This window comes from Blautia sp. MSK.20.85, from assembly GCF_013317245.1.
Taxonomy (GTDB): Bacteria; Bacillota; Clostridia; order Lachnospirales; family Lachnospiraceae; genus Blautia_A.
In genome coordinates, this window is sequence record NZ_JAAIUN010000027.1 from 26,192 (window position 1) to 50,823 (window position 24,632).

The 24,632-nt window shown below is 39.3% G+C and carries 24 protein-coding genes; 20 read left to right on the top strand and 4 right to left on the bottom strand.

Features of this window, described 5'->3' with window-relative positions:
• The first annotated feature begins 6 nt into the window (after positions 1-6).
• The 14 genes from G5B12_RS13105 to G5B12_RS13170 all read left to right on the top strand — a co-directional run bounded on the left by G5B12_RS13105 (position 7) and on the right by G5B12_RS13170 (position 18,014).
• Positions 7-999: an alpha/beta hydrolase family protein gene (locus G5B12_RS13105; protein ID WP_138344130.1), complete on the top strand. Its 993-nt coding sequence runs from the start codon at positions 7-9 to the stop codon at positions 997-999.
• A 19-nt stretch (positions 1,000-1,018) separates the two neighbouring features.
• Positions 1,019-2,758, top strand: a complete 1,740-nt coding sequence (locus G5B12_RS13110; protein WP_171030276.1) for a non-ribosomal peptide synthetase — start codon at positions 1,019-1,021, stop codon at positions 2,756-2,758.
• 3 nt (positions 2,759-2,761) lie between these two features.
• Positions 2,762-6,568, top strand: coding sequence for an amino acid adenylation domain-containing protein (locus G5B12_RS13115; RefSeq protein WP_138344131.1), 3,807 nt, complete (start codon positions 2,762-2,764; stop codon positions 6,566-6,568).
• A complete protein-coding gene (locus G5B12_RS13120) occupies positions 6,558-7,583 on the top strand; it encodes an NmrA family NAD(P)-binding protein (protein WP_118721479.1) in 1,026 nt (341 codons plus the stop codon). The genes G5B12_RS13115 and G5B12_RS13120 overlap by 11 nt, the downstream gene beginning before the upstream one ends.
• Positions 7,580-8,680: a Gfo/Idh/MocA family oxidoreductase gene (locus tag G5B12_RS13125; protein ID WP_055222066.1), complete on the top strand. Its 1,101-nt coding sequence runs from the start codon at positions 7,580-7,582 to the stop codon at positions 8,678-8,680. The genes G5B12_RS13120 and G5B12_RS13125 overlap by 4 nt, the downstream gene beginning before the upstream one ends.
• Positions 8,673-9,407 carry a class I SAM-dependent methyltransferase gene (locus G5B12_RS13130; protein ID WP_055222064.1) on the top strand — a complete coding sequence of 245 codons (735 nt, stop codon included), beginning with the start codon at positions 8,673-8,675 and terminating at the stop codon, positions 9,405-9,407. Before G5B12_RS13125 ends, G5B12_RS13130 begins: the two co-directional genes overlap by 8 nt.
• A 299-nt stretch (positions 9,408-9,706) precedes the next feature.
• A complete protein-coding gene (locus G5B12_RS13135; protein ID WP_015528443.1) occupies positions 9,707-10,672 on the top strand; it encodes a helix-turn-helix domain-containing protein in 966 nt (321 codons plus the stop codon).
• 130 nt (positions 10,673-10,802) lie between these two features.
• The gene (locus G5B12_RS13140; protein WP_015535748.1) at positions 10,803-11,399 is read left to right on the top strand and encodes an MptD family putative ECF transporter S component; all 597 of its coding nucleotides are present in this window, start codon (positions 10,803-10,805) and stop codon (positions 11,397-11,399) included.
• Positions 11,399-12,151 carry an energy-coupling factor transporter transmembrane component T gene (locus G5B12_RS13145; protein WP_055222061.1) on the top strand — a complete coding sequence of 251 codons (753 nt, stop codon included), beginning with the start codon at positions 11,399-11,401 and terminating at the stop codon, positions 12,149-12,151. Before G5B12_RS13140 ends, G5B12_RS13145 begins: the two co-directional genes overlap by 1 nt.
• The gene (locus G5B12_RS13150; RefSeq protein ID WP_054335617.1) at positions 12,148-13,614 is read left to right on the top strand and encodes an ABC transporter ATP-binding protein; all 1,467 of its coding nucleotides are present in this window, start codon (positions 12,148-12,150) and stop codon (positions 13,612-13,614) included. Before G5B12_RS13145 ends, G5B12_RS13150 begins: the two co-directional genes overlap by 4 nt.
• Before the next feature lie 126 nt (positions 13,615-13,740).
• Positions 13,741-15,525, top strand: a complete 1,785-nt coding sequence (locus G5B12_RS13155; protein ID WP_138344132.1) for an ABC transporter ATP-binding protein — start codon at positions 13,741-13,743, stop codon at positions 15,523-15,525.
• Positions 15,526-17,274 (top strand): ABC transporter ATP-binding protein, encoded by a 1,749-nt coding sequence (locus G5B12_RS13160; protein ID WP_015528447.1) that lies wholly within the window; start codon positions 15,526-15,528, stop codon positions 17,272-17,274. It begins immediately after the preceding gene.
• Between the two features lie 11 nt (positions 17,275-17,285).
• Positions 17,286-17,654, top strand: a complete 369-nt coding sequence (locus G5B12_RS13165) for a metal-dependent transcriptional regulator (RefSeq protein WP_015528448.1) — start codon at positions 17,286-17,288, stop codon at positions 17,652-17,654.
• 123 nt (positions 17,655-17,777) lie between these two features.
• Positions 17,778-18,014, top strand: coding sequence for a hypothetical protein (locus G5B12_RS13170; protein ID WP_015528449.1), 237 nt, complete (start codon positions 17,778-17,780; stop codon positions 18,012-18,014).
• 15 nt (positions 18,015-18,029) lie between these two features.
• On the opposite strand, the gene G5B12_RS13175 is transcribed toward G5B12_RS13170, so the two are convergent.
• Positions 18,030-19,409, bottom strand: a complete 1,380-nt coding sequence (locus G5B12_RS13175) for a relaxase/mobilization nuclease domain-containing protein (protein WP_138344133.1) — start codon at positions 19,407-19,409, stop codon at positions 18,030-18,032.
• Positions 19,376-19,699 (bottom strand): MobC family plasmid mobilization relaxosome protein, encoded by a 324-nt coding sequence (locus tag G5B12_RS13180; protein WP_015528451.1) that lies wholly within the window; start codon positions 19,697-19,699, stop codon positions 19,376-19,378. The genes G5B12_RS13175 and G5B12_RS13180 overlap by 34 nt, the downstream gene beginning before the upstream one ends.
• Before the next feature lie 249 nt (positions 19,700-19,948).
• Between G5B12_RS13180 and G5B12_RS13185 the strand changes: the two genes are divergently transcribed.
• Positions 19,949-20,320 (top strand): MmcQ/YjbR family DNA-binding protein, encoded by a 372-nt coding sequence (locus G5B12_RS13185; protein ID WP_054335618.1) that lies wholly within the window; start codon positions 19,949-19,951, stop codon positions 20,318-20,320.
• The gene (locus G5B12_RS13190; RefSeq protein ID WP_054335660.1) at positions 20,320-20,751 is read left to right on the top strand and encodes a flavodoxin family protein; all 432 of its coding nucleotides are present in this window, start codon (positions 20,320-20,322) and stop codon (positions 20,749-20,751) included. Before G5B12_RS13185 ends, G5B12_RS13190 begins: the two co-directional genes overlap by 1 nt.
• 58 nt (positions 20,752-20,809) lie before the next feature.
• Here G5B12_RS13190 and G5B12_RS13195 read toward each other — a convergent pair whose 3' ends face one another.
• Together G5B12_RS13195 and G5B12_RS13200 are read right to left on the bottom strand one after the other, a co-directional pair.
• Positions 20,810-21,010 (bottom strand): helix-turn-helix transcriptional regulator, encoded by a 201-nt coding sequence (locus G5B12_RS13195; protein WP_054335619.1) that lies wholly within the window; start codon positions 21,008-21,010, stop codon positions 20,810-20,812.
• Positions 21,011-21,067: 57 nt separating this feature from the next.
• A complete protein-coding gene (locus G5B12_RS13200; protein ID WP_117457278.1) occupies positions 21,068-21,802 on the bottom strand; it encodes an XRE family transcriptional regulator in 735 nt (244 codons plus the stop codon).
• A 192-nt stretch (positions 21,803-21,994) separates the two neighbouring features.
• On the opposite strand from G5B12_RS13200, the gene dinB reads away from it, so the two are divergent.
• From dinB to G5B12_RS13220, 4 genes are all read left to right on the top strand, one after another.
• Positions 21,995-23,242, top strand: a complete 1,248-nt coding sequence (gene dinB / locus G5B12_RS13205; protein ID WP_138344134.1) for a DNA polymerase IV — start codon at positions 21,995-21,997, stop codon at positions 23,240-23,242.
• Between the two features lie 14 nt (positions 23,243-23,256).
• Positions 23,257-23,469: a DNA-binding protein gene (locus G5B12_RS13210; protein ID WP_117457280.1), complete on the top strand. Its 213-nt coding sequence runs from the start codon at positions 23,257-23,259 to the stop codon at positions 23,467-23,469.
• A gap of 12 nt (positions 23,470-23,481) precedes the next feature.
• Complete coding sequence (locus G5B12_RS13215) at positions 23,482-23,721, top strand: hypothetical protein (RefSeq protein ID WP_138344135.1); 240 nt, start codon at positions 23,482-23,484, stop codon at positions 23,719-23,721.
• A 250-nt stretch (positions 23,722-23,971) separates the two neighbouring features.
• Positions 23,972-24,544, top strand: coding sequence for a hypothetical protein (locus G5B12_RS13220; RefSeq protein WP_054335622.1), 573 nt, complete (start codon positions 23,972-23,974; stop codon positions 24,542-24,544).
• The last annotated feature ends 88 nt before the right edge of the window (positions 24,545-24,632 follow it).

Consider the following 24,632-nt stretch of genomic DNA (forward strand, 5'->3'; position numbering starts at 1 on the left):
AAAAATATGTTTGTAAAAGAATTGGAAATTACTTTGGAAAATGGAATGAAAATTTCAGGAGAATTAGATTTGCCAGAAAGGCAAGGTCAATGGAAAACGATTATTTTATTTCATGGTTCCGGTCCATCTGATCGGCACGCTACAGTTGAATCCATGGGAGGTATAGTATCCCGTAATTTTGATTTATTGAGCGAAGGGTTTGTGAAAGCTAGATATGCGGTATTTCGTTATGATAAAAGAGAAAATTATGATATAGAAATAATTATTCGGGATGCCAGAGAGGTAACGAGATTTGTTTCTGGCTTGTCTGAAGTGGAAGGAATTCTGTTTTATGGATGGAGTGAAGGAGTACGAGTTTGTACAACTTTAGTTTCAGATTTTCCGAATGCGCAGGCTTTGATTCTTCAGTCGGGTATTGCAGAAGGATGGAGTTCCTATTTCTCTTATATATTGCGCGAACTTACAGTAGAAAAGTTGAAAGAGTTGGATAACAATAATGATAGCATATTAGAAATTTCGGATTTTTTGAATTGCATACCGGACTCCACATCTATCTCTTTCTCTCTGTATTTACTTATTCTTGGTACGGATAAGGAGGGAAATATGAAATTTAATGAAGAACTTGATCCAGAAGGGAAAGGAAGATTCAGCATAATAGATAATTGGATACCATTGGCAGATGAAATAGTTGCAGATCCTACTACTTTAATTCGATTTGCTGAAAATGCTCCTGGAGAAACATGGGCAGGAATATTAGATGACATAAAAAAAATCCAATTACCTATTTTAGTACTTCATGGTTTGAATGACGGATGGATTTCTCCGGTAGAAGCTGTGCAAATAGCAAAGGCAGCAAGGAATAATGCAGATATAATTTTGTTTAAAGGGTTGGGACATTCACTTTCTAAGGTAAGTTCTCCATTAAAGGATGAAGGCGGTACTATAGAAGATGAGGTTATTGTGAGAGTCGTAGAATGGCTTAAAAAGAATGTGGAATAGTTGAGGAAAGGAAATGTATATGATGAACGATCGAGAGTTTTCTAATAGAAAGGAAACATTACATGGAGAATTTTATGAAAATGCATTGAAATATCCAGAGAGAATTGCGCTTATCTATGAAAATGAGAAAGTTTCTTATAAGATGTTGCGTTTATATGCGTTGCGTGCAGCAAACTATATGTGGCAAAGAGGAGTAAGAAGAAATGATAAGATTGTAGTTATATTGCCGAGAGGTATTGGACAAGTAGCTGCATTGTTAGGAATTCTTGCAATAGGTGCAGCGTATGTTCCGATTGCGATGAAGCAGCCGTTAGGACGTCGGAAAAAAATCATAGAAAATGTCAAGCCGGCTCTTGTATTGCAGGATGAAGCCTTTTTAGAAGAGAATCCATGGACTGGGTGTATTGAAAATAATTCAAAAGATACTGCCTATATTATTTATACATCGGGCTCTAGCGGAGAACCTAAAGGAGTAGAAATGAGTCATGTGGCTGCAATGAATACAATAGAAGAAATTTTACATATGTGGAATATTGGTGCGGAAGATTCCGTATTAAATATATCAGCATTTGATTTTGATTTGTCGGTTTTTGACATATTTGGTCTTTTAACTGTTGGAGGGACAATTGTTTTAATTGATGAAGACGACTTTAGAGATCCAGAAGTATGGAAAAATCTGATAGAGATTTATGGAATTACTATTTGGAATAGTGCCCCCGCGTTATTGGACATGTTTTTGATAATGGGGGAAAATAATCATTTTGGTAAATTGCGGTTGGCATTAGTGTCAGGGGACTGGATTCCTTTATATTTACCGGAGAAATGGTATAAAGTAACTTCAGCAAACTCGCAATTTGTAGCGTTGGGCGGAGCGACAGAAGGCGGAATTTGGTCCAACTATTATTGCGTTTCAAAAGTAGATAAATTGTGGAATTCTATTCCTTATGGGCAAGCATTACCAAAACAGAAATATAGGATTACGGATGAAAATTTTGTGGAGTGCGGAGTTGATATTCCTGGTGAATTGCAAATTGGAGGTGGAAGTCTGGCGAAAGGCTATATTAATGATGAAGAGCTAACAATGAAAAAGTTTATTACGGATGTAAAAGGGGAACGTTGGTATAGAACAGGAGATCGGGGAAGGCGATGGGCAGATGGAACGATAGAGTTTTTAGGGCGAATGGATACCCAAGTAAAGATACGTGGACATCGAATTGAGTTGGGAGAAATTGAAAGTGTATTAAAAAGTATTTCAAGAATAAAAGAAGCCGTAGTTGTTGCTCAGGGGGATAAATACCATAAAGAATTAGTTGCATTTTACTTGGGAGAGTACATTGCAGAGAGTGAAATAGAAGATTATCTTAAGATACATCTTCCTGAGTATTCTATACCGAATTCTATAAACAGATTAGAAAATTTTCCTCTTAATGCAAATGGAAAAGTTGATAGAAGAAGATTGGCAGAATATCAGAAAACTGATAGTGTGGAAATAATGTCTGACAAAGTATTAAATATTGTACTGATGATTTGGGAGGAGCTATTGAAAAATAAAGTGGCTGATTTGGATGAGAACCTTTTTAAGATAGGTGCAGACAGCTTGCTTGCGGCTAGATTTGTTGCGGCTATTAATGCTCGTTGCGGAATAGAGGTACGCATGAAAGAGGTCTTTATGAATCCATCAATTAACGCACTAACAAAATTGGTTGATAAGAGAAAAAATACAGATATAGCAGAATTTGTAGAAGAGGGGGAAATTTAAAAAATGCAGGACACGAAAAAAGTAGCAGGAGAATTATTAGTAGAGCTTGAAAAAAAAGGCGTTACTTTTGAAACTGTTGATGGAAAATTAAAATATAAAGATTCCAAAGGGAATTTTACAGAAAATTCTAAAGAGAAAGTTAAAAAATATAAAGAAGAAATAATTGAAATTTTGAAGAAAAAACAAACGATAGACGAGTTTATTACGGATAATGATTATGAAACTAATGTATATCCTTTGACTGATGTGCAAGCAGCCTATTTAGTTGGAAAAACAGAAGCTGTGAAGTGGGGTGGAATTGGATGTAAAGGATATATTGAGGTTGATTTTGGTTCCTACAGTGCAGAAGAACTATCAAGAGCTTGGAAAGTATTGGTAAATAGGCATGAAATGCTAAGAGCGAAAGTAACAGAGGTCGGATTTGAAATTTTAGAGAGAGATGAGATTGATTATGAAATTAAAATAGTAAATCTACAAAAAATGGCAGAGAGGGAAAAAGTAGATACTTTATCTAAGATTAGGGAAGATTTTAGTGAATATGTTTTTCATACGGAGGAACCTCCATTATTTAAAGTGCTAATAACGAAGCGTATAGAAGGAAATTTTTTCCATCTACTTGTTGATTTAATTGTTTCAGATTTTGCAAGTGTGCAACTTCTGATTTCTGAAATGGGAGAACTTTTGAAAGGAGCTTCATTAGAAAAAATAAGGTATAAGTTTTCAGATTATGCAATGTTCAATCAACAACGTAAAGGAAGTTTAAAATGGCATCAGGATAGAATGTATTGGTTAGAAAGACTGAAAAAATTACCGGAGGCTCCAATTCTTCCACAAGATGGACGAGCCGCAGATAAGTGTGAAAATACATATGAATTTTATCGATTTCAGAAACATATTAATCAGTCTGACTGGAAACGTATAAAGGAAATTGCAGGAGAATACGGAGTAACAGTTTCATCGGTGCTTATTGGTATATACGCAGAAGTTATTTCAAGGTGGAGTTCGAATAAACATTTTACACTCAATTTACCAATTCAAAATAGACCAACTATCGGAAATAATACTAATTCCATAGTAGGAGACTTTACAGCAGTGAACTTGCTAGAAGTAAATGTAACTCAAAATATGAGTTTTATAGAAAGAGTCAAAGAAATTACAAAAAGATTGATGGAGGATTTAGAGCATAATTCTTTTTCTGGTGTCGAAGTGCTAAGAGAACTGAGTAAAGTGTCTGAAGAAAAGGAATTATTAATGCCGATCGTATTTACAGGGGTTTTGAAGACTGATGGCACTGTAGGCACTATTGAATATGGGTTTAGTCATACCCCTCAAGTATGGATTGATTGTCAGATAGTCGATGAGATAGATTCAGAAGATCAAGAAAAAGGCCTGATGATAAGCTGGGATACAAGAAAAGGTGCGATAAAAGAATCTATTGTAACGGAGATGTTTGAGTCTTTTACTGAAACAATAAGAATACTTGGAATAAAACATTCGGAAGAATGGAAGAATCCATTGGAAATTATAGTGCCAAGTGCGAGTAAGAAAAAAGTAATTTGCGAACGAAATAAAGGTATTACGAATCAATCTCGTATTCAACAGAGATTTGTTAAGTATGCGAAAAAGAATTCTAATAAAACTGCCGTAATAGATGCTGTTGAAACAGTGACATATGGAGAATTGTTGGAAAGAGCAGAATATATAGCAGGTTATTTAAGAAAAGAATTTGTGGAAAATAGAACTGGACTGGTTGCGATAAGAATGAAAAAATCTGTAAATCAAATTGCAGCAGTAATGGGTGTTTTGATTGCTGGATTTTCTTATTTACCTATTGATATAAAACAGCCATTGGCACGACAAGAAAAAATTTTATCAAAAGCAAATGTTATTGTGGAATTGGATGAGAAAAAAGTAAATATGATACTTCAGAATTTGGAATACCGATTAGAAAAGCATCCAGAATTCCAAAATCCTATTGCATATGTAATATTTACTTCTGGCTCTACAGGAGAGCCTAAAGGTGTAGTAATGTCACATACTGCGGCACAAAATACTCTTATATCTATTGAAAATATGTATAATATCTCGGAAGAGGATACAATCCTTGGTATTGCGGAACTGTCATTTGATCTTTCTGTATTTGATATATTTAGTGTATTGGGAGTTGGTGGAACATTAGTATTACCGAATCCAGAAAAAGGACCAGATGCATCCCATTGGGGCAGATTACTTAATGAATACAAAGTGACCTTGTGGAATAGTGTTCCAGCACAGGCGGAAATGTTAGATGCTTTTGCGTCTAAATCGGAGAGTTATCCGACAGTTAGATTAGTACTGTTATCCGGAGATTGGATAAATACTAGTCTGCCAGGAAGACTAAGAAAGATTATGACCAACGCTCAAATGATTAGTTTGGGAGGCGCTACGGAAGGTGGGATTTGGTCTATATATCATGAAATTGATGAAATAGAAGAAAGGCCTACTATATTATATGGAAAAGCTTTGCTTGGACAGTGGATGGGAGTTGTAGACGAGGAATTGAGAATTTGTCCGGAATATGTTTCGGGGCAAATTGCCATAGGAGGATATTCTTTGGCAGAAGGCTATTTAGGAGATACAATATTAACAAAAGAAAAATTTGTTTATCTGGAAGAAGAAAAGAACAGGATTTATCTCACTGGAGATAATGGAAGATATGTAGAGAATGGCGACATTGAATTTTTAGGCAGATTAGATAATCAGGTAAAAATCAATGGGCATAGAATAGAAATTGCGGAAATAGAAAATGCAATACGTGGAATGCAAAATATTGAAGATTGTTGCGTGGTTTATAATCAAAGTATAGGGAAGGGTGTGCTGATAGCTTTTATAAAAAATAAAATATCGAGCATTTCCTATACGAAAGAAGAATACAGAAAGCAGTTAGCCTTTTTTTTGCCACCAGCAATGATTCCTTCAGAGTTTGTAAATGTAGAGAGTTTTCCACTTTCTACTAATGGCAAAATAGACAGAAAAGGACTGGCAGAGAGTATACAAAAGAACATCAAGGTAAAGCATAATGCAAAAGCAACTTTAATTTCGCAAAAGAAGGAATATGTAGAACTTGCTAAAAGTATCAAAAAAATCGTATGCTCTATTTCTGGAAATGATTATATTGATTATGAAGATAATTTATTAGAAAATGGACTTGATTCTTTGTTATTATCTCAGATTTCTGGGCGCATAGTTAGTGACATACAAGAAGCACAAGGCATGAGATTTGATGAAATATTACGGGCATCGTTGACGATGCCAACAATTATGGGGATTGCTCAGTATATATCGGATTGTAAAAATCCTTCAAAAAATCAAATGCATAGTAATGCAGGAAATCAAACAAGAAATTCATATACTGTTGTATATATATTTGGGGATAACGAAAATGAAATAAGAGATGTTCTTATAGAAAAGTTGAGCGCTTCAAACATAAGTTGTAAGAGAGTGGGAGGGCAAGAAATAATTGAAAGATGTCATGAAGACATAAATGTTAAAAAGAAATATATTATTGCCTTTTCCGAAATGGCTTCTTTATGCATAACTAAGGCAAGTGAACTATTGGGGGAAAACATTATTATTAACCGCATTTTTTTAATAAATCCATCTAAAGCAAAAGAAAGTGATTTATATTTAGGAGATATAAGCATAATTGACGGAAATTCAGTTGCTATTAAATCTTGGGAAAAGGCTGTTTTAGGTAACGTTAGAGAATTTGAATCTAATAGTAATGACATTTTTGATATTATTATGAGGGAACTAGAAAATGATAAATAATCGCAGAACAATCTGTATTCTTGGCGGAACAGGTACTGTTGGTGTGACAGCGTGTAAGGTTTTAAGTAAGTTAGGCTATTCATTAAGAGTCAGTGTACGGAATATAGAAACAATAAAAGATACAGGAATGTATATGGCTCCCAACATCCAATTATTTGAACTTGATATTGATAAGGAAAGTAATATTGGAAAATTCTTTAAAGGAAGTGATTTGGTAATAGGAGCAATCGGACCTTCCGCAGACTATAGTGAAAAAATGTTACTTGGAGCAATGGCAGAGAATATTCCGTATGTTGACCCAGGAGGAATTCATTTAATTAGAAAAATGAGGAATTCTAGCATGAAAGGTACCGCTATAGTTGGTTCGGGAATATTTCCGGGGTTATCAGGATGGATGTTGTCTTCTGTGCTTAAAGAAGCTTTCAATGATGACTTAATAGAGATGATTATTGGAGGTGTCTATAATTTTTCAAAAGCTGCCGCAATCGATTATGTGGAAGAAATAAAAAGTTATAAAGCTGGAATTCCTATGGCATGTGTGCGAAATGGAAAAATTTTACCTGCTCAGAAAAGAAGTCCGCTGAATCTTCCAACAAGAATTTCGAAATTATCTATATTGCCATATGTTACAGAAGAAATTCAAGAAATTATACAAGGGAAATATATGCTTAATATTGATTCATATACGGCGGCACCTGTAAGTTTATTTTCAATAGTAAATAAGGCGCATTGTCAAAAAAAAGATTTAGTAAATGCATTAATGGGACAGAAAAATAGCAACCAAAAAGCTTTTATATGGGTAAGACAAAATAAAGGAAATGATAGTAGATGCATTTATTTTGAAGGAAAAAATCCGAGTGTTTTAACTGGCGAAATATTAGCGATTACTGCCAATGCAATATTTGAAATGCCTAGGAAGGATGGAATTTATACAATGGCAAGTTATCTTGAAAAATATCAAGTGTTAGATGAACTTAAAAAAATAGATAAGTTCAAATCAGAGGGAAAGATATGAAGAAAAAACAGATTTTAGTATGTGGAACAGGATTTGGGAAAATTTATTTGAAAGCTATTGCAGAAAGTAAAGAATATGAGCTTATGGGTATATTGGGAAAAGGAAGCGATAGATCCAGACTTCTTTCAAAGAATCTAAATGTGCCAATGTATACGGATATTAAAGAAATAAATCAAAATGTTGATGCAGCATGTGTAGTTGTACCTAATGCGGCTGGAGGTGGAAACGGTGCCAATATAGCTAAAAGTATACTTGCAAAAGGGATACCAACATTATTAGAACATCCTGCTCATGAGGTAGAAATTGTTAATTGTATAAGAGAATCCGGAAGTGCCGCTTTTATGTTGAATCCATTTTATCGGTATATCAAGCCAATTCGAGATTTTTTAGAGGCGGCACAAATAATAAGTAAACATGCTCATCTTATAAATGCATCCTTGGAATGCGCTATACATGTATTATATGATGGAATAGATATATTGGGGTGTGCGTTGGGAGGCTTATCAACATGGAAATTGGGAAATGTAGCAGAATCTTATACAACTTCTATGGCAGGAGGGGGTAACAGAGTTATTAGTGGTATAATTGGAATGGTTCCGGTAACATTTATAGTGAATACCAATGTGGATCGTAACGATATAGACCATCCATTACATTTATATCATAGAATAGAATTGACATTTTCCACAGGGCGGCTCTGTCTGGTCAATACCCATGGTCCGGTAATATGGCTTCCTTTCTTGCATATGCCAAGAGATGAATATGGAACACTAAGTATTAATGTAGAAGAGGAAGTAAATATACCCTCTGGTGTTACTATAGGAAATGTAATGTTACCATCAGTAAAAGAAACGTTTGAACAAATATGGCCGGATGCAGTAAAGAAAGCTTTAGAGATTTTATTTAAGCAAAATAGAACAGAAAAAATGTCCATGGCGCAATATCAAATATATGTATCAAAATTATGGTCTGAAATATGTCAGAAAGTGGGCTATATGAATATCGTTGATTATGACAATTTTGGTGACATAAAAAATATATTTTATGATTTGGAAAAAAGACATTTAATAAAAAAGGAGAATGACGGGATTGAATGAAATTGAGAATGTATACGGAGAGACAGTAGAATTTTATGATTTATCAGCTCTTTCACAGATAGGGAACAAAAAAATTGTTTTAAACAAATTTGCTGATATGGTTAAGGATTTAGATGGAATCATTTTGGATATAGGTGCAGGAACTGGAAAAACAACAATAGAGATGGCTAATATGATATGTGATAAAGAAATAATTGCTTTAGAACCATCGGCTTATATGAGAACAGCGTTTATGGCAAGATTAATGGAGCATAATGAAGTTAAAGAGAGAATTTCTCTATTGCCGATAGATGTAGGTAAATATTCATTTCGAGATAAAATAAGTGGTGTAATGTGCATGGGAGTACTTGGTCATTTAAAAAGGGATGAACAAGAAAAATTATTGTATAAATTAGATAAAAATTTGAATATAAATGTCCCAATCCTGATAGAACTTTTAGAACCGAAATTTCTTGTTGCGCCAGTAGGAAGCAGAATATCGGTGGCTACTCAAGGAAGATTGCGCTATGAGACGTATATTACCGATATAAAGCAAGTGGGGATGGATCAATGGACATGGAGATTGACCTATAAAGTTTTTTGTGGTAAAAACATAGTTAGTACTGTAGATAGCCTAATGTCGTGGAATTATCAGAGTGTGGAAAAAATTTTAAACCAATTGACAAAAATGCACTTTAGAACAGCTAAATTATCAGAAACATTATTACTTGCAATAAAAGCACGATAAATATGAACTTCAGATAAAATTAACTCTCGAACTGTCAGGTGTTCCTAAAATGCCATATTTATAAGATAATTTAGCGATGTGCAGGGAGAATAATGAGAATTAATATTAAATTGTCAGTACAATGGGTTTTAAAAGTGACTTTATCGTCTTGTGAGATGCAGAAAGAAATGGAAGTAAGTGAAGTTTGTAATTTACATTAAGTAGTGTCTGCTTTTTACATGATTACAAAATTTGACTTTTTACTTTGGAAGTTGTAAAATTTAATTAGTCTTATCTAACTTCGGGAGGAATGCTTGTACATGACAAACCAATACATGAATAATCTTTATCGTGATCTGCTCTCTAATTCACCGCAGACAATAACCATAGATATTCCAGCAGACATGGGGACAGGGCAGATTTTACAGGTGGTCACGAAACAGGGAGCAGTTGTTTCGGACTGGAAAATGAATTATTTTTCAGATATGAACGTGCAGGGAGTGAGTAGCGAAGAATACATTCAAATGTTGTTCTGCTTCAATGATGGTGTTTCCTGGAATATTGCAGATAGCCGACAAAGTATCAGCATACAAAAAGGTGAGTCCTGTATTTATCGTGGACACGGGAAAATGGAATATCTGTGCTATTCCAAACAAAACGATTTCCTTTTCAAAAATGTAAAAGTACCACTGTCGTATTTCCGTAAAATTATGAATGACTATTTTGATGTTGGTGAGATTGAGGTTTATCAGAAAAAACTATTGGAAGGTATATCAAAAGTAGGTATTACTCCCTATATGGAGCACATTTTTGCGGAACTGAAAGACTTCACGCAATATCGCGGCGGATTGGGATACCTGTTTTTGGAAAGCAAAGTTTTTGAGTTGTTATCTGTATATTTGAGTGAGATTTTGGAACTGAGTATTCTTGCGTCAACTTATATAGCAATTTCCAGAAGTGACCGAGAATCCATCATAGAAGCGAAGAGAATCATTGACAGTCAGCTTGCTTTGGCACCAAGTTGTGAGGAATTGGCGCGAAAAGTCAATATTAGTACTTCAAAATTGTCAAAGGGTTTTTCCTCGCTGTTTGGAACATCGGTTCATGCGTATATTATAGATCAGCGATTGGAAAAGGCGGCAAGTCTACTATTAGAAAGTAATTTGAACGTAAGTCAGGTGGCAGCATTTGTAGGCTATTCAAAACCGAGTAACTTTGCTGCGGCATTCAAAAAGAAGTATGGGGTAATTCCTAAAAACTATAAAACGGAAAATACGATTGGTTAAAATTAAAAAATACCGATTTTGGGTAGAATAAAACCGTTTTTGGGTTGGAAATGTAGGCGTAAATTGTTATTATATGTGGTGTAGTTAGAAAATGCTAACTACACCATTTTTTAGATAGGAGGATACTGGTATGAGTTCCCAGAAAAAAAGTTCCCGGCTTGAGGGAAAAGATTTAATTACTATCGGCATCTACACCGTCATCTATGTCGTCATTGTTATGCTGGTGGCGATGCTTGGCTTCATCCCCATTTTTATTCCGCTGATGGCGGTGCTGTGTCCTTTGATTGGCGGCATCCCCTATATGCTGTATGTTACAAAGGCTAAAAAATTCGGGATGACTGCAATCATGGGTTTCCTGATTGGCCTAATCATGGTGTTCTTCGGCAACGGCTATCTTACTATGGTAACTGGTCTTGTTGGCGGCCTGTTGGCTGACGTGATCCTGAAAAAGGCAGACTACAAAAGTGCAAAGAGTACAGTTCTTTCCTGCGGTGTGTTCAGCATCTGGGTGTTTGGCAACTTTGCTCCCATTTTCCTGAACCGTGAAAGCTATATGGTAATGCTGACTGAAGGATACGGCGCTGAATATGCAGCTACCCTTAATACATATATGCCTATGTGGATTGCGCCTATTTTGCTGGTTGCCTGCTTTGTGTTTGGCCTTGTCGGAGGTATGATTGGGAAAGCCATTTGCAAAAAGCACTTCCAGCGTGCCGGTATTGCATAATGGCGCGGGAAATTCTGCTCAGCAAAAAAACAGAACAAGGGTTGCGGCTCGATCCGCGTACAAAACTGTTGCTCATCTTCATCATAAGCATTTTTGTCATGGGTGGAACAGGCGGAGAAGCTATGGGACTGATCCGCCTTGTTCTTTGTGTGGTTCCGGCTATATTGCTGCTTACCTCGAAACAATGTGCAAAAGCTGTGGGCTATATTGCTGTGTTTTCTGTTTTTTATGCTGTCCAAATTTATGTTTTGCCGCACCTTACGGGGATATTGAATTTCCTTGTTCTGTTTACAATAGGATTCTTCTGCCGAATCCTTCCCAGTGTTGCGATTGCTGCCTATGCAGTGAAAACAACAACGGTCAGTGAATTGATTTCCGGCATGGAAAGAATCCATATGCCTAAAGAAGTGACGATCCCCTTAACGGTCATGTTCCGCTTCTTTCCAACTGTCTTTCAGGAGTCAGAAGCAATCAGTGACGCTATGAAAATGCGTGGGATTAAACTTGGAGGGAAAAAATCTTCAAAAATATTGGAGTATAAGCTGATCCCGATGATTACCTGCTCCGTGAAAATCGGTGAGGAACTTTCCGCTGCGGCAATTACCCGTGGCCTCGGCGCTCCTGTCAAACGCACAAACATTTGCCAGCTTAAATTCAATTTTGCCGATGTGGTGCTGATCTTGTTTTGTTGCTTTGTAGTGTTTTGGGCGATTGCTTCCCCGATAATTTCCGCAGGAGGGATTTTGCCATGATAGATTTTCAAAATGTTTCTTTTTCTTATGGTGAAGAATCCAGCGGCGGAGGGATTAGAAATGTCAATCTCACCATAAACACAGGGGAATTTGTTTTACTCACGGGAGAATCCGGCTGTGGGAAAACAACGATTACCCGTTTGGTAAACGGGCTGGTGCCTCATTATTACGAGGGCAAATTAGAGGGCGATGTCCTTCTGGACGGAAAAAGCGTATCAGATACGCCGCTTTATGACTTGGCTGCTATGGTGGGATCTGTATTCCAGAATCCCAAAAGTCAGTTTTTCAACGTGGATACGGATAGTGAATTAGCCTTTGCCTGTGAAAATTTAGGCTATCCTCAGGAGGATATCCTGAAAAGGATTGACCGGACAGTTTCCGATTATCATATTGAAGATTTGATGGGGCGAAGCGTGTTTGCTCTGTCCGGAGGCGAAAAGCAAAAAATAGCCTGTGCTTCATCAAGTGTATTGCTGCCGGGAATTATGGTCCTGGACGAACCATCTTCTAATTTGGATATGGCTGCTATTGATGACCTGCGGCAGGTCCTAAGCCTCTGGAAAAAGCAGGGCAAAACAATTCTGATCGCAGAACACCGCCTTTACTACCTTCACGATCTTGCAGATCGTGTGCTGTATGTAAAAGATGGGGAGATTGAACGGGAATACACGCCTGCTGAATTTGACAGCTTATCGGATGGCACTCGAAAAGAAATAGGGCTGCGGCCGTTTTCTCTCTCGAAGTTGAAGCCTGCGAATCAGTATCAGGCGCATACAGCTAAACAGATGGAATTTCAAAATTTCTGCTTTGCGTATAAAAAGCGGGAACCGGAAAGCCTCCATATTCCGAGTGCAGAACTGCCTGTTGGAGAAACGATTGCCATTATCGGTCTGAATGGCGCTGGAAAATCTACTCTGGCCCGCTGTATTTGCGGACTGGAAAAGAAGTGTGGCTTTTTGCAGGTTGAGGGGAAAACCCTTGATTGGAAAGCCCGGCTCAAACATTGCTACATGGTAATGCAGGATACCAGCCATCAGCTATTTACCGAAAGCGTGGCGGATGAAGTGCTTCTGAGCATGGACAACAAGGATGAAACTGTTGTGGATAAAATCCTTAAACAGTTTGATCTGCTGGAATATAAAGACAGGCACCCGCTTTCTCTTTCCGGCGGGCAAAAACAGCGGGTAGCGATCGCGTCTGCCATTGTGAGTAACCGGGAGATCATTGTGTTTGACGAACCAACAAGCGGGCTTGATCTCAAACATATGAGGGAAGTTGCGCGGAGTTTGAAGTCACTCGCGGATCAGGGCAAAACGCTTCTTGTTATTACGCATGATCCGGAGTTGGTGATGGCGGGATGTTCGTATGTAGTCCATATGGAAAAAGGGCAAGTAAAAGAAAGCTATCCATTGGACGAATCCGGCAGTAAAAAGGTTTTGGATTTTTTCCGAATCCGCCAGTGAATTTTAGAAATTATGAATGTCAGGGCCGCCTTGACTGGACAGAAAGATAATGATAAGAGGCCACTTTACTTTGGCGGCCTCTTGTTTTTGAAGCACAGACAGTACGGCTCAATATAAGGAGGGCTTATGTTCAAAAAAATCTTTGAGTACGCAGGGCCATATAAGAAAAATATGTATGTGGCCACGGTTGTCGTACTGGTCAGCGTTCTTACGGGTATCCTGCCTTTTGTGCTGGCCTATCAGGTCATTTCGCCATTGGTTATGGGCGATTCTGTTGAAACAGAATTTGTTTTATTGCGTGTTATAGGGGTTTTGATCTGTCTTGTTTTGCAGGCGTTTTTTTATGGATGGGGATTATCAATTTCTCATAAAGCAGCATATAACACATTGTTGCGGCTGCGGGTATCTCTGCAAAAGAAGTTTGAGAAACTTCCCCTTGGCATTGTGGAGGAAAAAGGGACAGGGACAATCAAAAAGCTGTTTGTCGATGATGTGGACAGCTTGGAATTGCTCCTTGCTCATTCAGTCCCAGAGGGTATCGCAAATTTACTGATCCCGCTGGTGATTTATGTTGCTATGTTTTGTGCGGACTGGAAACTGGCTCTTATGTCTTTGGCCTCTATCCCGATCAGCCTGCTCTCCATGGTCATTATGTACTCTGTTGGAATGAAGCGCATGGGTCCCTACTATCAGTCTGCACAGAAAATGAACAACACGATCATTGAGTACATCAATGGTATGGAGGTTGTCAAGGTTTTCAACCGGGAGAGCGAATCTTACGAGAACTTCCGCAAGGATGTAACGGACTATCGGGATTATACCTTGGCATGGTATAAGGCCGCCTGGCCCTGGATGGCGATATACGGAAGTCTACTGCCCTGCACTGTTATTCTGACTTTGCCTCTTGGGGCATGGTTTGTTCTCTGTGGCATAAGCACTTTACCTGATTTGATTTTAGTCCTCTGCCTTTCCCTCAGCATTGGGATTCCTCTCCTGAAAGCACTGGGCTTTATGGAGACGATTCCGAATCTGAATTATAAGATCACGGCACTTGAACAGATGTTAAATACGGCACCGCTGCAAGCTGCTGAGGATGATTTCCACGGACAGGATTTTAACATTTCTTACGATCATGTTTCCTTTGCGTATCAGACGACACAGCCTGGCCCAGATGGGAAACCGATAATAGCGGAAAACGAAGTCCTCCACGATATTACCTTTGTGGCACAAGCAGGACAAAAAACTGCCCTAGTTGGTGAATCCGGTTCTGGCAAGAGCACCCTTGCAAAACTGTTGATCCACTACTATGACCCGCAGAAAGGGAGCATTTCCATTGGCGGGCATAAACTTTGTGATATGAGCCTGGAGGCATTGAACAGCCGCATTTCCTATGTGGCTCAGGATCAGTACCTGTTTAACACCTCCCTGCTGGAAAATATCCGTCTTGGACGTTTGGATGCTACCGATGAGGAAGTAATGCAGGCGGCGAAGAAAGCCCGGTGTATGGAGTTTCTGGAAAAGCTGCCGCAAGGTATTCACTCCATGGCGGGCGATGCGGGGAAAATGCTTTCCGGGGGGCAGCGCCAGCGAATTTCCCTGGCGCGGGCAATATTGAAGGATGCCCCGATTGTAGTGCTTGACGAGGCTACGGCCTATGCTGATCCAGAAAATGAGGAAAAAATGGAGGCTGCTATTGCGGAGCTGGTGGAGGGAAAAACCTTGGTAGTTATCGCTCACAAACTTCCCGCTATAATGAACGCAGATCAAATATGCGTTATGGATCACGGAAAGATGGTGGCAACCGGAAAACATCAGGAGCTGATTCAAGCTTGCCCAGAATACCAAAAGTTGTGGAAAGCGGCTCAGGACAGCGCCGAGTGGAAAGTATCTACTGCAAAGGAGGGAAGATAAATGTTTGCATTGATTTCAAGAATCCTGAACCTCTCCGGGAGGTATAAAAGCCGTATTCAGGCTGCATTTCTATGTGCATTTGTCGAGTCCATTCTCTCCAAAATGCCGATCTTCATGGCGTTTATTGTCTTGGCCGGGTTTGCTGATAATACGCTGACTGGAAAGACCTGTCTGTTTGTCGGACTTGGATTATTAGCTGTTGTAGTGGTTCAGACAGTGGTTCACTATTTGAGCGACCGTCTGCAAAGTGCCGCTGGATTTATGATCTTTGCTGATAAACGGATGGAGTTGGGAAATCATTTAAGAAAAATGCCGATGGGTTACTTTACATCGGGGAATATTGGAAAAATCAGCTCTGTTCTCAGTACGGATATGGTATTCATTGAGGAAGTTTCTATGAGTACCATTGGCAACATGATGAGCTATATGCTGTCTACTTTGGTTTTAGCTGTTTTTATGTTCGTACTGGATTGGAGACTTGGGCTGATTGCGGTAATCATTACCTTGCTGGCATCACTGGTTGCAAAATATATGAATAAGGTTTCCTTCAAGGAGGCTGTCGGGCGTCAAAACCAAAGCGAGAATTTGACGGATGCGGTCTTGTCTTTTGCTGAAGGAATTGGGGTTATCAAAAGTTACAATCTGCTCGGAGAAAAATCTGACGAATTAACGGAAAACTTCAAAAAATCAAGGGATGTCAATACGAAGTTTGAGCAGAAAATGACACCGTGGACCACTGGCTTAAACATTCTCTATGGCGTGGGTATTGCCGCTATCTTCGGTTTATCCGTTTTTTTACATCAGGAAGGCGTACTCTCCCTGGCTTATCTTTTGGGCGTGCTGCTGTTTGTCTTTGATCTCTTTGGACCTCTGAAAGCTCTTTATGGAGAAGCAACCCGACTGACCGTGATGAATGCCGCATTAGACCGCATTGAAGCTGTTTTGGACGAGCCCGAACTTCCCGATAACGGAAATCAACATATTCTGTCACAGGCACAGCCGGATCAGCCAGAAGTACAATTTAGCGATGTGGGCTTCGCCTATCAGGACAAGGAAGTCCTGCACAACATCAGCTTCTCTATGCAGAAGAATACCATGACCGCACTTGTGGGACCGTCTGGCGGTGGCAAATCCACGATTGCGAACCTTCTGGCGCGGCTGTGGGATGTGAAATCCGGCAAAGTGACAATCCGTGGTACAGATATTCGGGATGTACCTCTCGCCGAACTGATGGAACAGATCAGCATGGTTTTCCAGAGGGTGTACTTGTTCCAGGATACCATTTACAACAATATCAGCATGGGTAAACCGGACGCTACCGAGGAAGAAGTCTATGAGGCTGCAAAAAAAGCCCGCTGCTATGATTTTATCATGGCGCTGCCAGATGGATTCCAGACAGTCATCGGTGAAGGCGGCGCTACTCTGTCCGGCGGCGAAAAGCAAAGAATCTCTATCGCCCGATGCATTTTGAAGGACGCACCGATTGTCATTCTGGATGAAGCGACTGCAAGTGTTGATACCGATAATGAAAGCTATATCCAGGAGGCAATCAATGAGCTGGTAAAGGGTAAAACATTACTTGTGATTGCACATCGCCTGAATACCATCCGTCAGGCAGATCAGATTTTGGTGATCTCTGATGGACGGATCAGCGAACAGGGAACCCATGACGAGCTTATGGCAAAAGCCGGGATTTATCAGGATTTTGTAAATATCCGTAAAAAGGCTTCCGGCTGGAGCCTTGCATAAAGGAGGAACCGATGAAGATTCATGCGTCCGGGGAGGATTATCTGGAGGCTGTGCTGATTCTTCAAAAGAAGCAGGGTATGGTCCGATCCATTGATCTTGCCCGGCACATGGGATTCAGTAAACCGAGCATCAGCCATGCAGTAGGTGTGTTAAAGAATGGCGGTTTCCTGACTGTCGATGAAGATGGATACCTCAATCTGACTAATGCCGGGCGGGAGGTTGCCGAGAAAATTTATGAACGCCATCAGTTCTTTACGGAGCAGCTTGTAGCTGTCGGGGTTGATCGGGAAACTGCAGAAAGAGATGCCTGTCGGATAGAACATGTAATCAGTGAAGAAGCTTTTGAAAAATTGAAAACTTCGGTTGAAAAAAAGTATTAGTACAATGTTGATTCACCGAATCTTTTATGTTCATCATACTATAGAATTGTTGAGAAACGTGAAACAGGGTATGAAACTCGTATACTAAAAGACATTCAGAGTGGAATTACACTAGAAACACTTATGGCAAAAGGACATAGGAAAACGCCGGAAGAAAAAGCAGCTGTTGCGAAACAAAAGAGGAAACAGAGGCGAGCAAAACGGAAAAAAGAAGCAAGAGATAATCTGACCAAAGAAGAGATCTTGCAAGATGACCGATTTTTCTGTATTGCTGGTTATACCTCCGGAGGTGCACCGTATGGTGTCACCTGGGAGGAAAAGGATTTGAAACCTTGGGAAGATTTGGAAGAAAATGAGTGAGTTGCCAGTGCAATCTTATTTTTCTCTTGTGACAGAAACAGGTTCCTTTTTTGCCGGAAGTAAGTCTGAACTGATCTCTGGAGCATCGAGCAGTACAGTGAAATTTTGCTGAATGATCTCTAGGGTTTTCTGCTTTTTCTGCAATTCCTGTTTTTCCCGGACAGTAGCATCCTGTTCAGATTCAAGATTTTCAATCCGCTTCTGGATTTTATTAGAGCTTGGGATTTTGGTGATACCGAGATCCTGAAGCTCTTTTTTTAGTGAATCGTGGAGCTGGTATTCTGCCTGATGTTTGGTGCGGTATGCTTTTGGATTTTTAGCAGATTTACAATCTTCAATTACTTTACGACAAAGCCGGTAAGAATTGCAGTGTTTCTGAATGACTTTCTGCGTGCTCAGCTCACTGTTGATTTGTGCTATTCTTTGGTCGGCAACTTTCACAGAAGCTTCAATGTCAGATACATGCTGCCTGAAATCGTCATAATTCAGCAAGTTATTTTCGGAAAGATAGTTGAAGGTGCGGGCTGCCTCTTTTAGATTATTGAGCTTTGCCCATCGTTCAAATCCCTCTCGATTTCCAGTTGTGACATAAGTGGAGATATTGATATACAAGCGAGCTTCTCTGGACAGATGTCTTGGAGTTTTTACTTTGCTACGATTTTTAGCCAGACGGATGCGAACATTTTCTTCGGAATAATAGCTTCCGAGAGATTTCATATAAGTGAAGTTCTTCTGCTCCGGTGCACGGAAGGACAGGTGCTTTCCCTGCCGGACTTCATATCCGGCTAACTGCATCTTTTGCAGAAATTCCTCATAGTTGATGGAAGTCCAGATTGATTTATCAACTGCGACACGTAGCTTGGCTTTCCAACTGGTGCCACGATGATATTCCATGTTCTCTTTATAGCTTGTACCTTTTTCTCCGGTTGGCATGCTGGTGGCAAGTCCATTTTCATGGCAGATACGATTACTGATTCTGCAGAGTTTATGGTAGCTCCGCTTATTGGAAACATACTTGTGATGATCAACAAAGCTTGCAGCGTTGAAGATGATATGATTGTGAATATGATTTTTGTCAACGTGTGTGCTGATCACGTACTCATATTTTCCTTTCAGCACTTCGTCAGCAAATTGTTGACCTAAGCGATGGGCATTTTCGGCATCAACTTCTCCAGGTTTAAATGATTGGATCAGATGAAATGCCAGGTTATCGCCTTTATCCATTCCATTCTTTTTTGCCATTTCTCTTGTCATAGAAAATTCAAGATCTGCAGTTTCCGGGGAACAGCCAAAACTGGAAACTAACAGTTTTTCATCTGTCTTATCTGGATTTGTAATATAGTCCAGAGCTTTCTTGTCAGTTACCTTAATGGGGAAGATTTTAAGATACGCCATAATTCTTTCACCATCTCTTTCAATTCTTGCATTTCTTCTGGATATAGATCTCCGGTGGTATTTACCTTTTTTGCAATCTGGTTGATATTTACACCAATCTTGTGCATTTCCTCATACTGTTTCTTCAGTGGGGTGGTATCGGTGTTGACGATGTAACCGTCGATTGCCATCTTACGCAGATAAGCTCCCATGTTTTTGGTTTTTGATTCTATCATCTTCCTGCGTATAAGCTTCCTTTCTTCTTCGGTGACATAAAAATGGATTTCTTTGTTTCTCTTTCTTTCAGCCATTGGTGGGTTCTCCTTTCTGAGAGGACAGTAGTATCGTTGCTTTCAACGTTTTTCAATTTAGGGCAGGGTACCCTAAATTGGGATTTCCCGGAAGTGTATCCTCACTTCCTGTCCTTGCTGTTTTACCCCTCTATTAGTTAAAGTCAGGAGAACCGGGAAAATGCAAAAGAATTTGGCAGGTAGCACGGGAAGTGAAAATATGGTATGATTATGGGCAGGATATCAGGAGAATCAGGAGTTGAATAGATTGTGAAGAAAGAAGAAATTTTTGAATATGTGAAGAAACAGTATGGTACGATGCCGGAGTATTTATGGGCACAATCACCAGATAATGCTGTGTTGCGACATAAGAATGGAAAATGGTATGCTGTGGTCATGAGCGTTGAAAAATGCAAACTAGGATTAGAAGGAAATGAATTTGTCGATATTATGGATGTAAAATGTGATCCGGAAATGACAAGTATGATTATTCAGACCTTTGGATTTTTGCCAGGATACCATATGAACAAACAGCACTGGATCACAATTTTACTGGATGGTTCAGTAAGTGAAGCAAAGACATTAGATTTTTTGGATATGAGCTATGATATGATTGATGGGAATAGAGGAAAGGAAGAATGATGAGAAAGGTAATCGTATATTCATCTGTGCATCATGGAAACACAGAGAAATTAGTAAAGAGCATTGCAGAAGAGTGTCAGGTTGATTTGATTGATGCTGTAAAACAGCCAGATGCAGATCTGAGCAGTTATGATACGATTGGGTTTGCATCAGGAATCTATTTTTCAAAATTTCATCAGTCGATATTGGGATTTGCAGAGAAGAATCTACCGGACGACAAAGGGGTATTTCTGATCTGTACTTATGGTGGAAGTGCGAATTATAAATCCATAGAGCAGATTTTGGGCAAGAAGCATTCTACAGCAATCGGAAAATTCGGATGCAAGGGCTATGACACATTTGGCCCATTTAAACTGGTGGGTGGTATAGCAAAAGGACATCCAGATGGAAAAGATATAAAAAATGCAGTTGAGTTTGTAAAAGGACTCTAAATAGTTTAGCGAAAAAGAAAAACCGGGGAACAGTCCTCGGTTTTCTGATATTTGCGGTTCAGTCTTCAATTTGAAAAATCTCTTCTACTGGCATTTTCAGATAATGTGCCAGACGGATTGCAATTTCGAGAGAGGCATTTCGCTCACCACGCTCAATGCGTCCGATGGTATCACTGCAAGAACCGACAGCTTTTGCAAGATCTGCCTGAACGAGATTTCGTTCTTCACGGATATCTTTAAGTGTGTTGTTAATTGCCATTTTATCACTTCCTTTATTATTTTCAGCAAGAGCAGGCTAGAAGTCTGCAGTTGATCTTTAATGAAAACCAGGGATTTCTGCTCCTTTGCATTTTCCGATTACTTTCCCAAAGATTTTAAAAGAATCAGATTCATAAATCTGGATTGGATGATACTTTTCATTCAATGAAACCAGATAAACTCCATCCGGACCGTCATGTAGCTCTTTGATATAGGTATTGCCATTGAGATAGAAGATACCGATTTCACCGTTGGAGATACTGTCTTGTTTATGAACCCATGCAACATCTCCGGTATGATACATTGGTTCCATACTGTCACCAGATATACGGATTCCAAAATCCGTCTTTTCAGGTGCGAGATGACCGACATTGTAACTTTCTTTTACACTGTCTTCAATATAATTTCCAGTACCGGCAGAAGCTGGCTCTACTGCAATCGGCTGATAATTTTCAAATGGAATGATATCGGCTCTATGCGGAAGATACTTTCTGGACGCCCGCAGAAGATTGGCAAATTCAATAATCTTAGCTTTGCCGTCTTCATTCAAATTTTCCATGACATGATCAAATGGATTTTCACCTAAAAATTCTTCGTATATATCTTCAATATCTAAAATCTGACAAACTGTCAGGATTGTGTGTAAGGAGGGTTCTCTTGTTAGATTCTCCCATTTGGAGACTGCTTTCGTAGTAACTTCAATTCCTTCCTGAGCAAGTAAGTCCACCAGATCCGCCTGGGAGTAGCCTTTCCTTTTTCTGTTTTCTACTAATACTTCTCCGAAAGCACGCATATGTTCGCCTCATTTCTTTTTGATTTTTCTATATGCATTATAACCCGAATAAAATCAAAAATCAAGAAAAATCTCCGAAAAGGAGATAATACGACCAAGATGTCGCTTGACTATCTCCAATACGGAGATATATACTAAGCATACAGAAATTGATAAGACAATAAACCAAACAGAGAGAAGGTGGTGGAGTTAATGGGAGACAGGACAATTCTTCATAGCGACATGAATTCATTTTATGCAAGTGTGGAAATGCTGCATCACCCGGAATTTGCCGGAATGCCTCTTGCAGTTGGCGGTGATCCGGAAGCCAGACATGGAATTGTGCTGACAGCAAATTATATTGCAAAGCGAAAAGGTGTAAAGACCGGAATGGCATTATGGCAGGCAAAACAGATTTGTCCGGAAATCATTTTTGTGCCACCACGGATGGACTTGTATTTGAGATTTTCACAGATGGCAAGAGAAATCTATTCGGAGTATACGGACAAGATCGAGCCATATGGGATTGATGAAGCCTGGCTGGATGTATCAGCCAGTAGAAATCTGAAAGGAAGCGGAATAACGATTGCAAGAGAAATCAGCCATCGGATTAAATACGAACTGGGTGTAACGGTAAGTATTGGAATTTCCTGGAATAAGATTTATGCGAAACTTGGTTCAGATTACAAAAAGCCAGATGCGATTACAGAGTTTAACCGGGAGAATTATAAAAGTATGATTTGGCAGCTTCCTGCATCGGATCTGCTTTATGTTGGAAGACAGACTCGGAAGAAACTTCAGAAGCTGGGGATTCGAACCATTGGGGAACTTGCAGAAAGTGATGAAGCAATGTTAGAAAGCCATTTTGGAAAGATGGGAATTGTGTTATGGTCATTTGCAAATGGCTGGGACGATGATCCAGTTTGCAAAGATGGGTATACAGCTCCGGTGAAGTCAATTGGTAATAGTACCACAACTCCAAGAGATTTAGAAGATGATCTGGATGTCTGGATCATTCAGATGGCACTGGCAGAAAGCGTTGCAGCAAGATTAAGAAAACATGGTTTTAAATGCAAAACGATAGAAATTACGGTCCGAGACAATGGCTTGTTTCGTTTTTCGAGGCAGAAACAATTACATCATCCAACAAATATAACAGATGAGATTGTTACAGCAGCATTTCAATTGTTTAAGGATTATTATAAATGGGAGCATCCAATCAGAAGCCTTGGTATTCGAGCAGTAGATCTTGTGTTGGATGATATTCCCGTCCAGTTGGAACTTTTTGGTAATCAAGAGAAACAGGAAAAATTGGAAAAGATGGATCGCACTGTAGATGAGATCAGACGACGGTTTGGTTATTTCAGTATACAGAGAGCAGTTATGTATCAGGATAAAGTCTTATCCCACTTGGACGCTGGTACACATACAGTTCATCCACACAGTTATTTTCATGGATAATGGGAGGGATAGATTTGAAACAGACATTAACCAGAAAACAGGAAGAAAGCTATCAGTGCATTTTGAATTATACGAAGGAGCATGGATATCCGCCGACAGTTCGGGAATTTGGAAAACTGATCGGAGTAAGATCAACGTCATCTGCTTTTTCCAGAATTAAGCAGTTGGAACAAAACGGATATATCCGAAGGATTCCGGCATCGCCAAGAGCAATAGAGATCTTATAGTGAGGTGTCGGTATGAATAAAGTGTATGTAGATGTAGTGGCAGAGTTTCGGAAAGACGGAAAACTGGTTCCTATATTTTTCACCTGGGAAGATGGAAAAAAATATAACATTGACAGAATTTTGAAAATTGAGCGATGTGCCAGCAGAAAGGCAGGCGGTGTAGGAATGATGTATACCTGTATGATACAGGGACAGGAAAGCCATTTGTTTTATGAAGTGGATAAATGGTTTATGGAGAGAAAAACAGCATAAGGAGAGATTGGTATAGACGATATTATTTGGATTATTAACCGGCAGGGATAGTCACTTTCCCTTTATATTCCTGTAGGTTTTACATAAGAAGATGGATTCCGGTCAGCAAAGGCAGCTCCCACAATGCCTTTTGGATATCCGCTTCTGCAAGTTGTAGTAAGTAATTGCTTCCCATCAAAATCATGGGGAAAGCGAACTGGTCTGAAAGACCGCCAGTTAGTGTGATGATGATAAGGAGATTTTGAAACTGATGACAGACAGAGATTATGCAATTAAATCAATGAAAGAGATTACCTTCCAGATGGCAAGCCATGCACAGGATTATCTGGAAGTAACGATGGAGAGACATTATACAGATATCAAGGAACTGATGACAAGCTATCAGAAATTGATTTTGGAAAATCAGATTGTGTTAGAAGAATTGGATATGGAGTGCCAGGAGAAAATCAATGAAGATATGGCATATGCGTTGAGTTATCTGAGCATTTATAACAATCAGCTGAATGTGCCAAAGATGCACCGGGAAATGAATAACCTGATGATTATTTACGGCTTGTCAGATATGATCTATCGTGGAATGACACTGGTAAAGTTCTATGCACCGAATGGTGTGATGCTCAGTGAGATTCTTCATTCCTGCTTTTGCAGTCATTATAATAAGACAGATGTGGAAGTACAGCAGGAGTTAGGCGTAGGCAGGACTTCTTTTTATAAAATGAAGAAGCAGGCACTTGGATATTTAGGATTTTATTTTTATGAGATAGTGGTACCGCAGGCAAAAGATAAAAGATTTAAACCATCACTGGGCGTTGAGGAAGAGTAGGTGAATAATATGAGATACGAAGATTCGATGAAGGGTGTAGCTGATCAGATAATCAAAGAACAGCAGCGAGCCAGTAAAATTAAAAACA

Excerpts from the sequence above, each read along its gene's own strand:
- G5B12_RS13105 (WP_138344130.1), top strand. The coding sequence starts at position 7 with ATGTTTGTAAAAGAATTGGAAATTACTTTGGAAAATGGAATGAAAATT.
- G5B12_RS13110 (WP_171030276.1), top strand. The coding sequence starts at position 1,019 with ATGATGAACGATCGAGAGTTTTCTAATAGAAAGGAAACATTACATGGA.
- G5B12_RS13115 (WP_138344131.1), top strand. The coding sequence starts at position 2,762 with ATGCAGGACACGAAAAAAGTAGCAGGAGAATTATTAGTAGAGCTTGAA.
- G5B12_RS13120 (WP_118721479.1), top strand. The coding sequence starts at position 6,558 with ATGATAAATAATCGCAGAACAATCTGTATTCTTGGCGGAACAGGTACT.
- G5B12_RS13125 (WP_055222066.1), top strand. The coding sequence starts at position 7,580 with ATGAAGAAAAAACAGATTTTAGTATGTGGAACAGGATTTGGGAAAATT.
- G5B12_RS13135 (WP_015528443.1), top strand. The coding sequence starts at position 9,707 with ATGACAAACCAATACATGAATAATCTTTATCGTGATCTGCTCTCTAAT.
- G5B12_RS13140 (WP_015535748.1), top strand. The coding sequence starts at position 10,803 with ATGAGTTCCCAGAAAAAAAGTTCCCGGCTTGAGGGAAAAGATTTAATT.
- G5B12_RS13145 (WP_055222061.1), top strand. The coding sequence starts at position 11,399 with ATGGCGCGGGAAATTCTGCTCAGCAAAAAAACAGAACAAGGGTTGCGG.
- G5B12_RS13150 (WP_054335617.1), top strand. The coding sequence starts at position 12,148 with ATGATAGATTTTCAAAATGTTTCTTTTTCTTATGGTGAAGAATCCAGC.
- G5B12_RS13155 (WP_138344132.1), top strand. The coding sequence starts at position 13,741 with ATGTTCAAAAAAATCTTTGAGTACGCAGGGCCATATAAGAAAAATATG.
- G5B12_RS13160 (WP_015528447.1), top strand. The coding sequence starts at position 15,526 with ATGTTTGCATTGATTTCAAGAATCCTGAACCTCTCCGGGAGGTATAAA.
- G5B12_RS13165 (WP_015528448.1), top strand. The coding sequence starts at position 17,286 with ATGAAGATTCATGCGTCCGGGGAGGATTATCTGGAGGCTGTGCTGATT.
- G5B12_RS13170 (WP_015528449.1), top strand. The coding sequence starts at position 17,778 with ATGGCAAAAGGACATAGGAAAACGCCGGAAGAAAAAGCAGCTGTTGCG.
- G5B12_RS13175 (WP_138344133.1), bottom strand. The coding sequence starts at position 19,409 with ATGGCGTATCTTAAAATCTTCCCCATTAAGGTAACTGACAAGAAAGCT.
- G5B12_RS13180 (WP_015528451.1), bottom strand. The coding sequence starts at position 19,699 with ATGGCTGAAAGAAAGAGAAACAAAGAAATCCATTTTTATGTCACCGAA.
- G5B12_RS13190 (WP_054335660.1), top strand. The coding sequence starts at position 20,320 with ATGAGAAAGGTAATCGTATATTCATCTGTGCATCATGGAAACACAGAG.
- G5B12_RS13195 (WP_054335619.1), bottom strand. The coding sequence starts at position 21,010 with ATGGCAATTAACAACACACTTAAAGATATCCGTGAAGAACGAAATCTC.
- G5B12_RS13200 (WP_117457278.1), bottom strand. The coding sequence starts at position 21,802 with ATGCGTGCTTTCGGAGAAGTATTAGTAGAAAACAGAAAAAGGAAAGGC.
- dinB (WP_138344134.1), top strand. The coding sequence starts at position 21,995 with ATGGGAGACAGGACAATTCTTCATAGCGACATGAATTCATTTTATGCA.
- G5B12_RS13215 (WP_138344135.1), top strand. The coding sequence starts at position 23,482 with ATGAATAAAGTGTATGTAGATGTAGTGGCAGAGTTTCGGAAAGACGGA.
- G5B12_RS13220 (WP_054335622.1), top strand. The coding sequence starts at position 23,972 with ATGACAGACAGAGATTATGCAATTAAATCAATGAAAGAGATTACCTTC.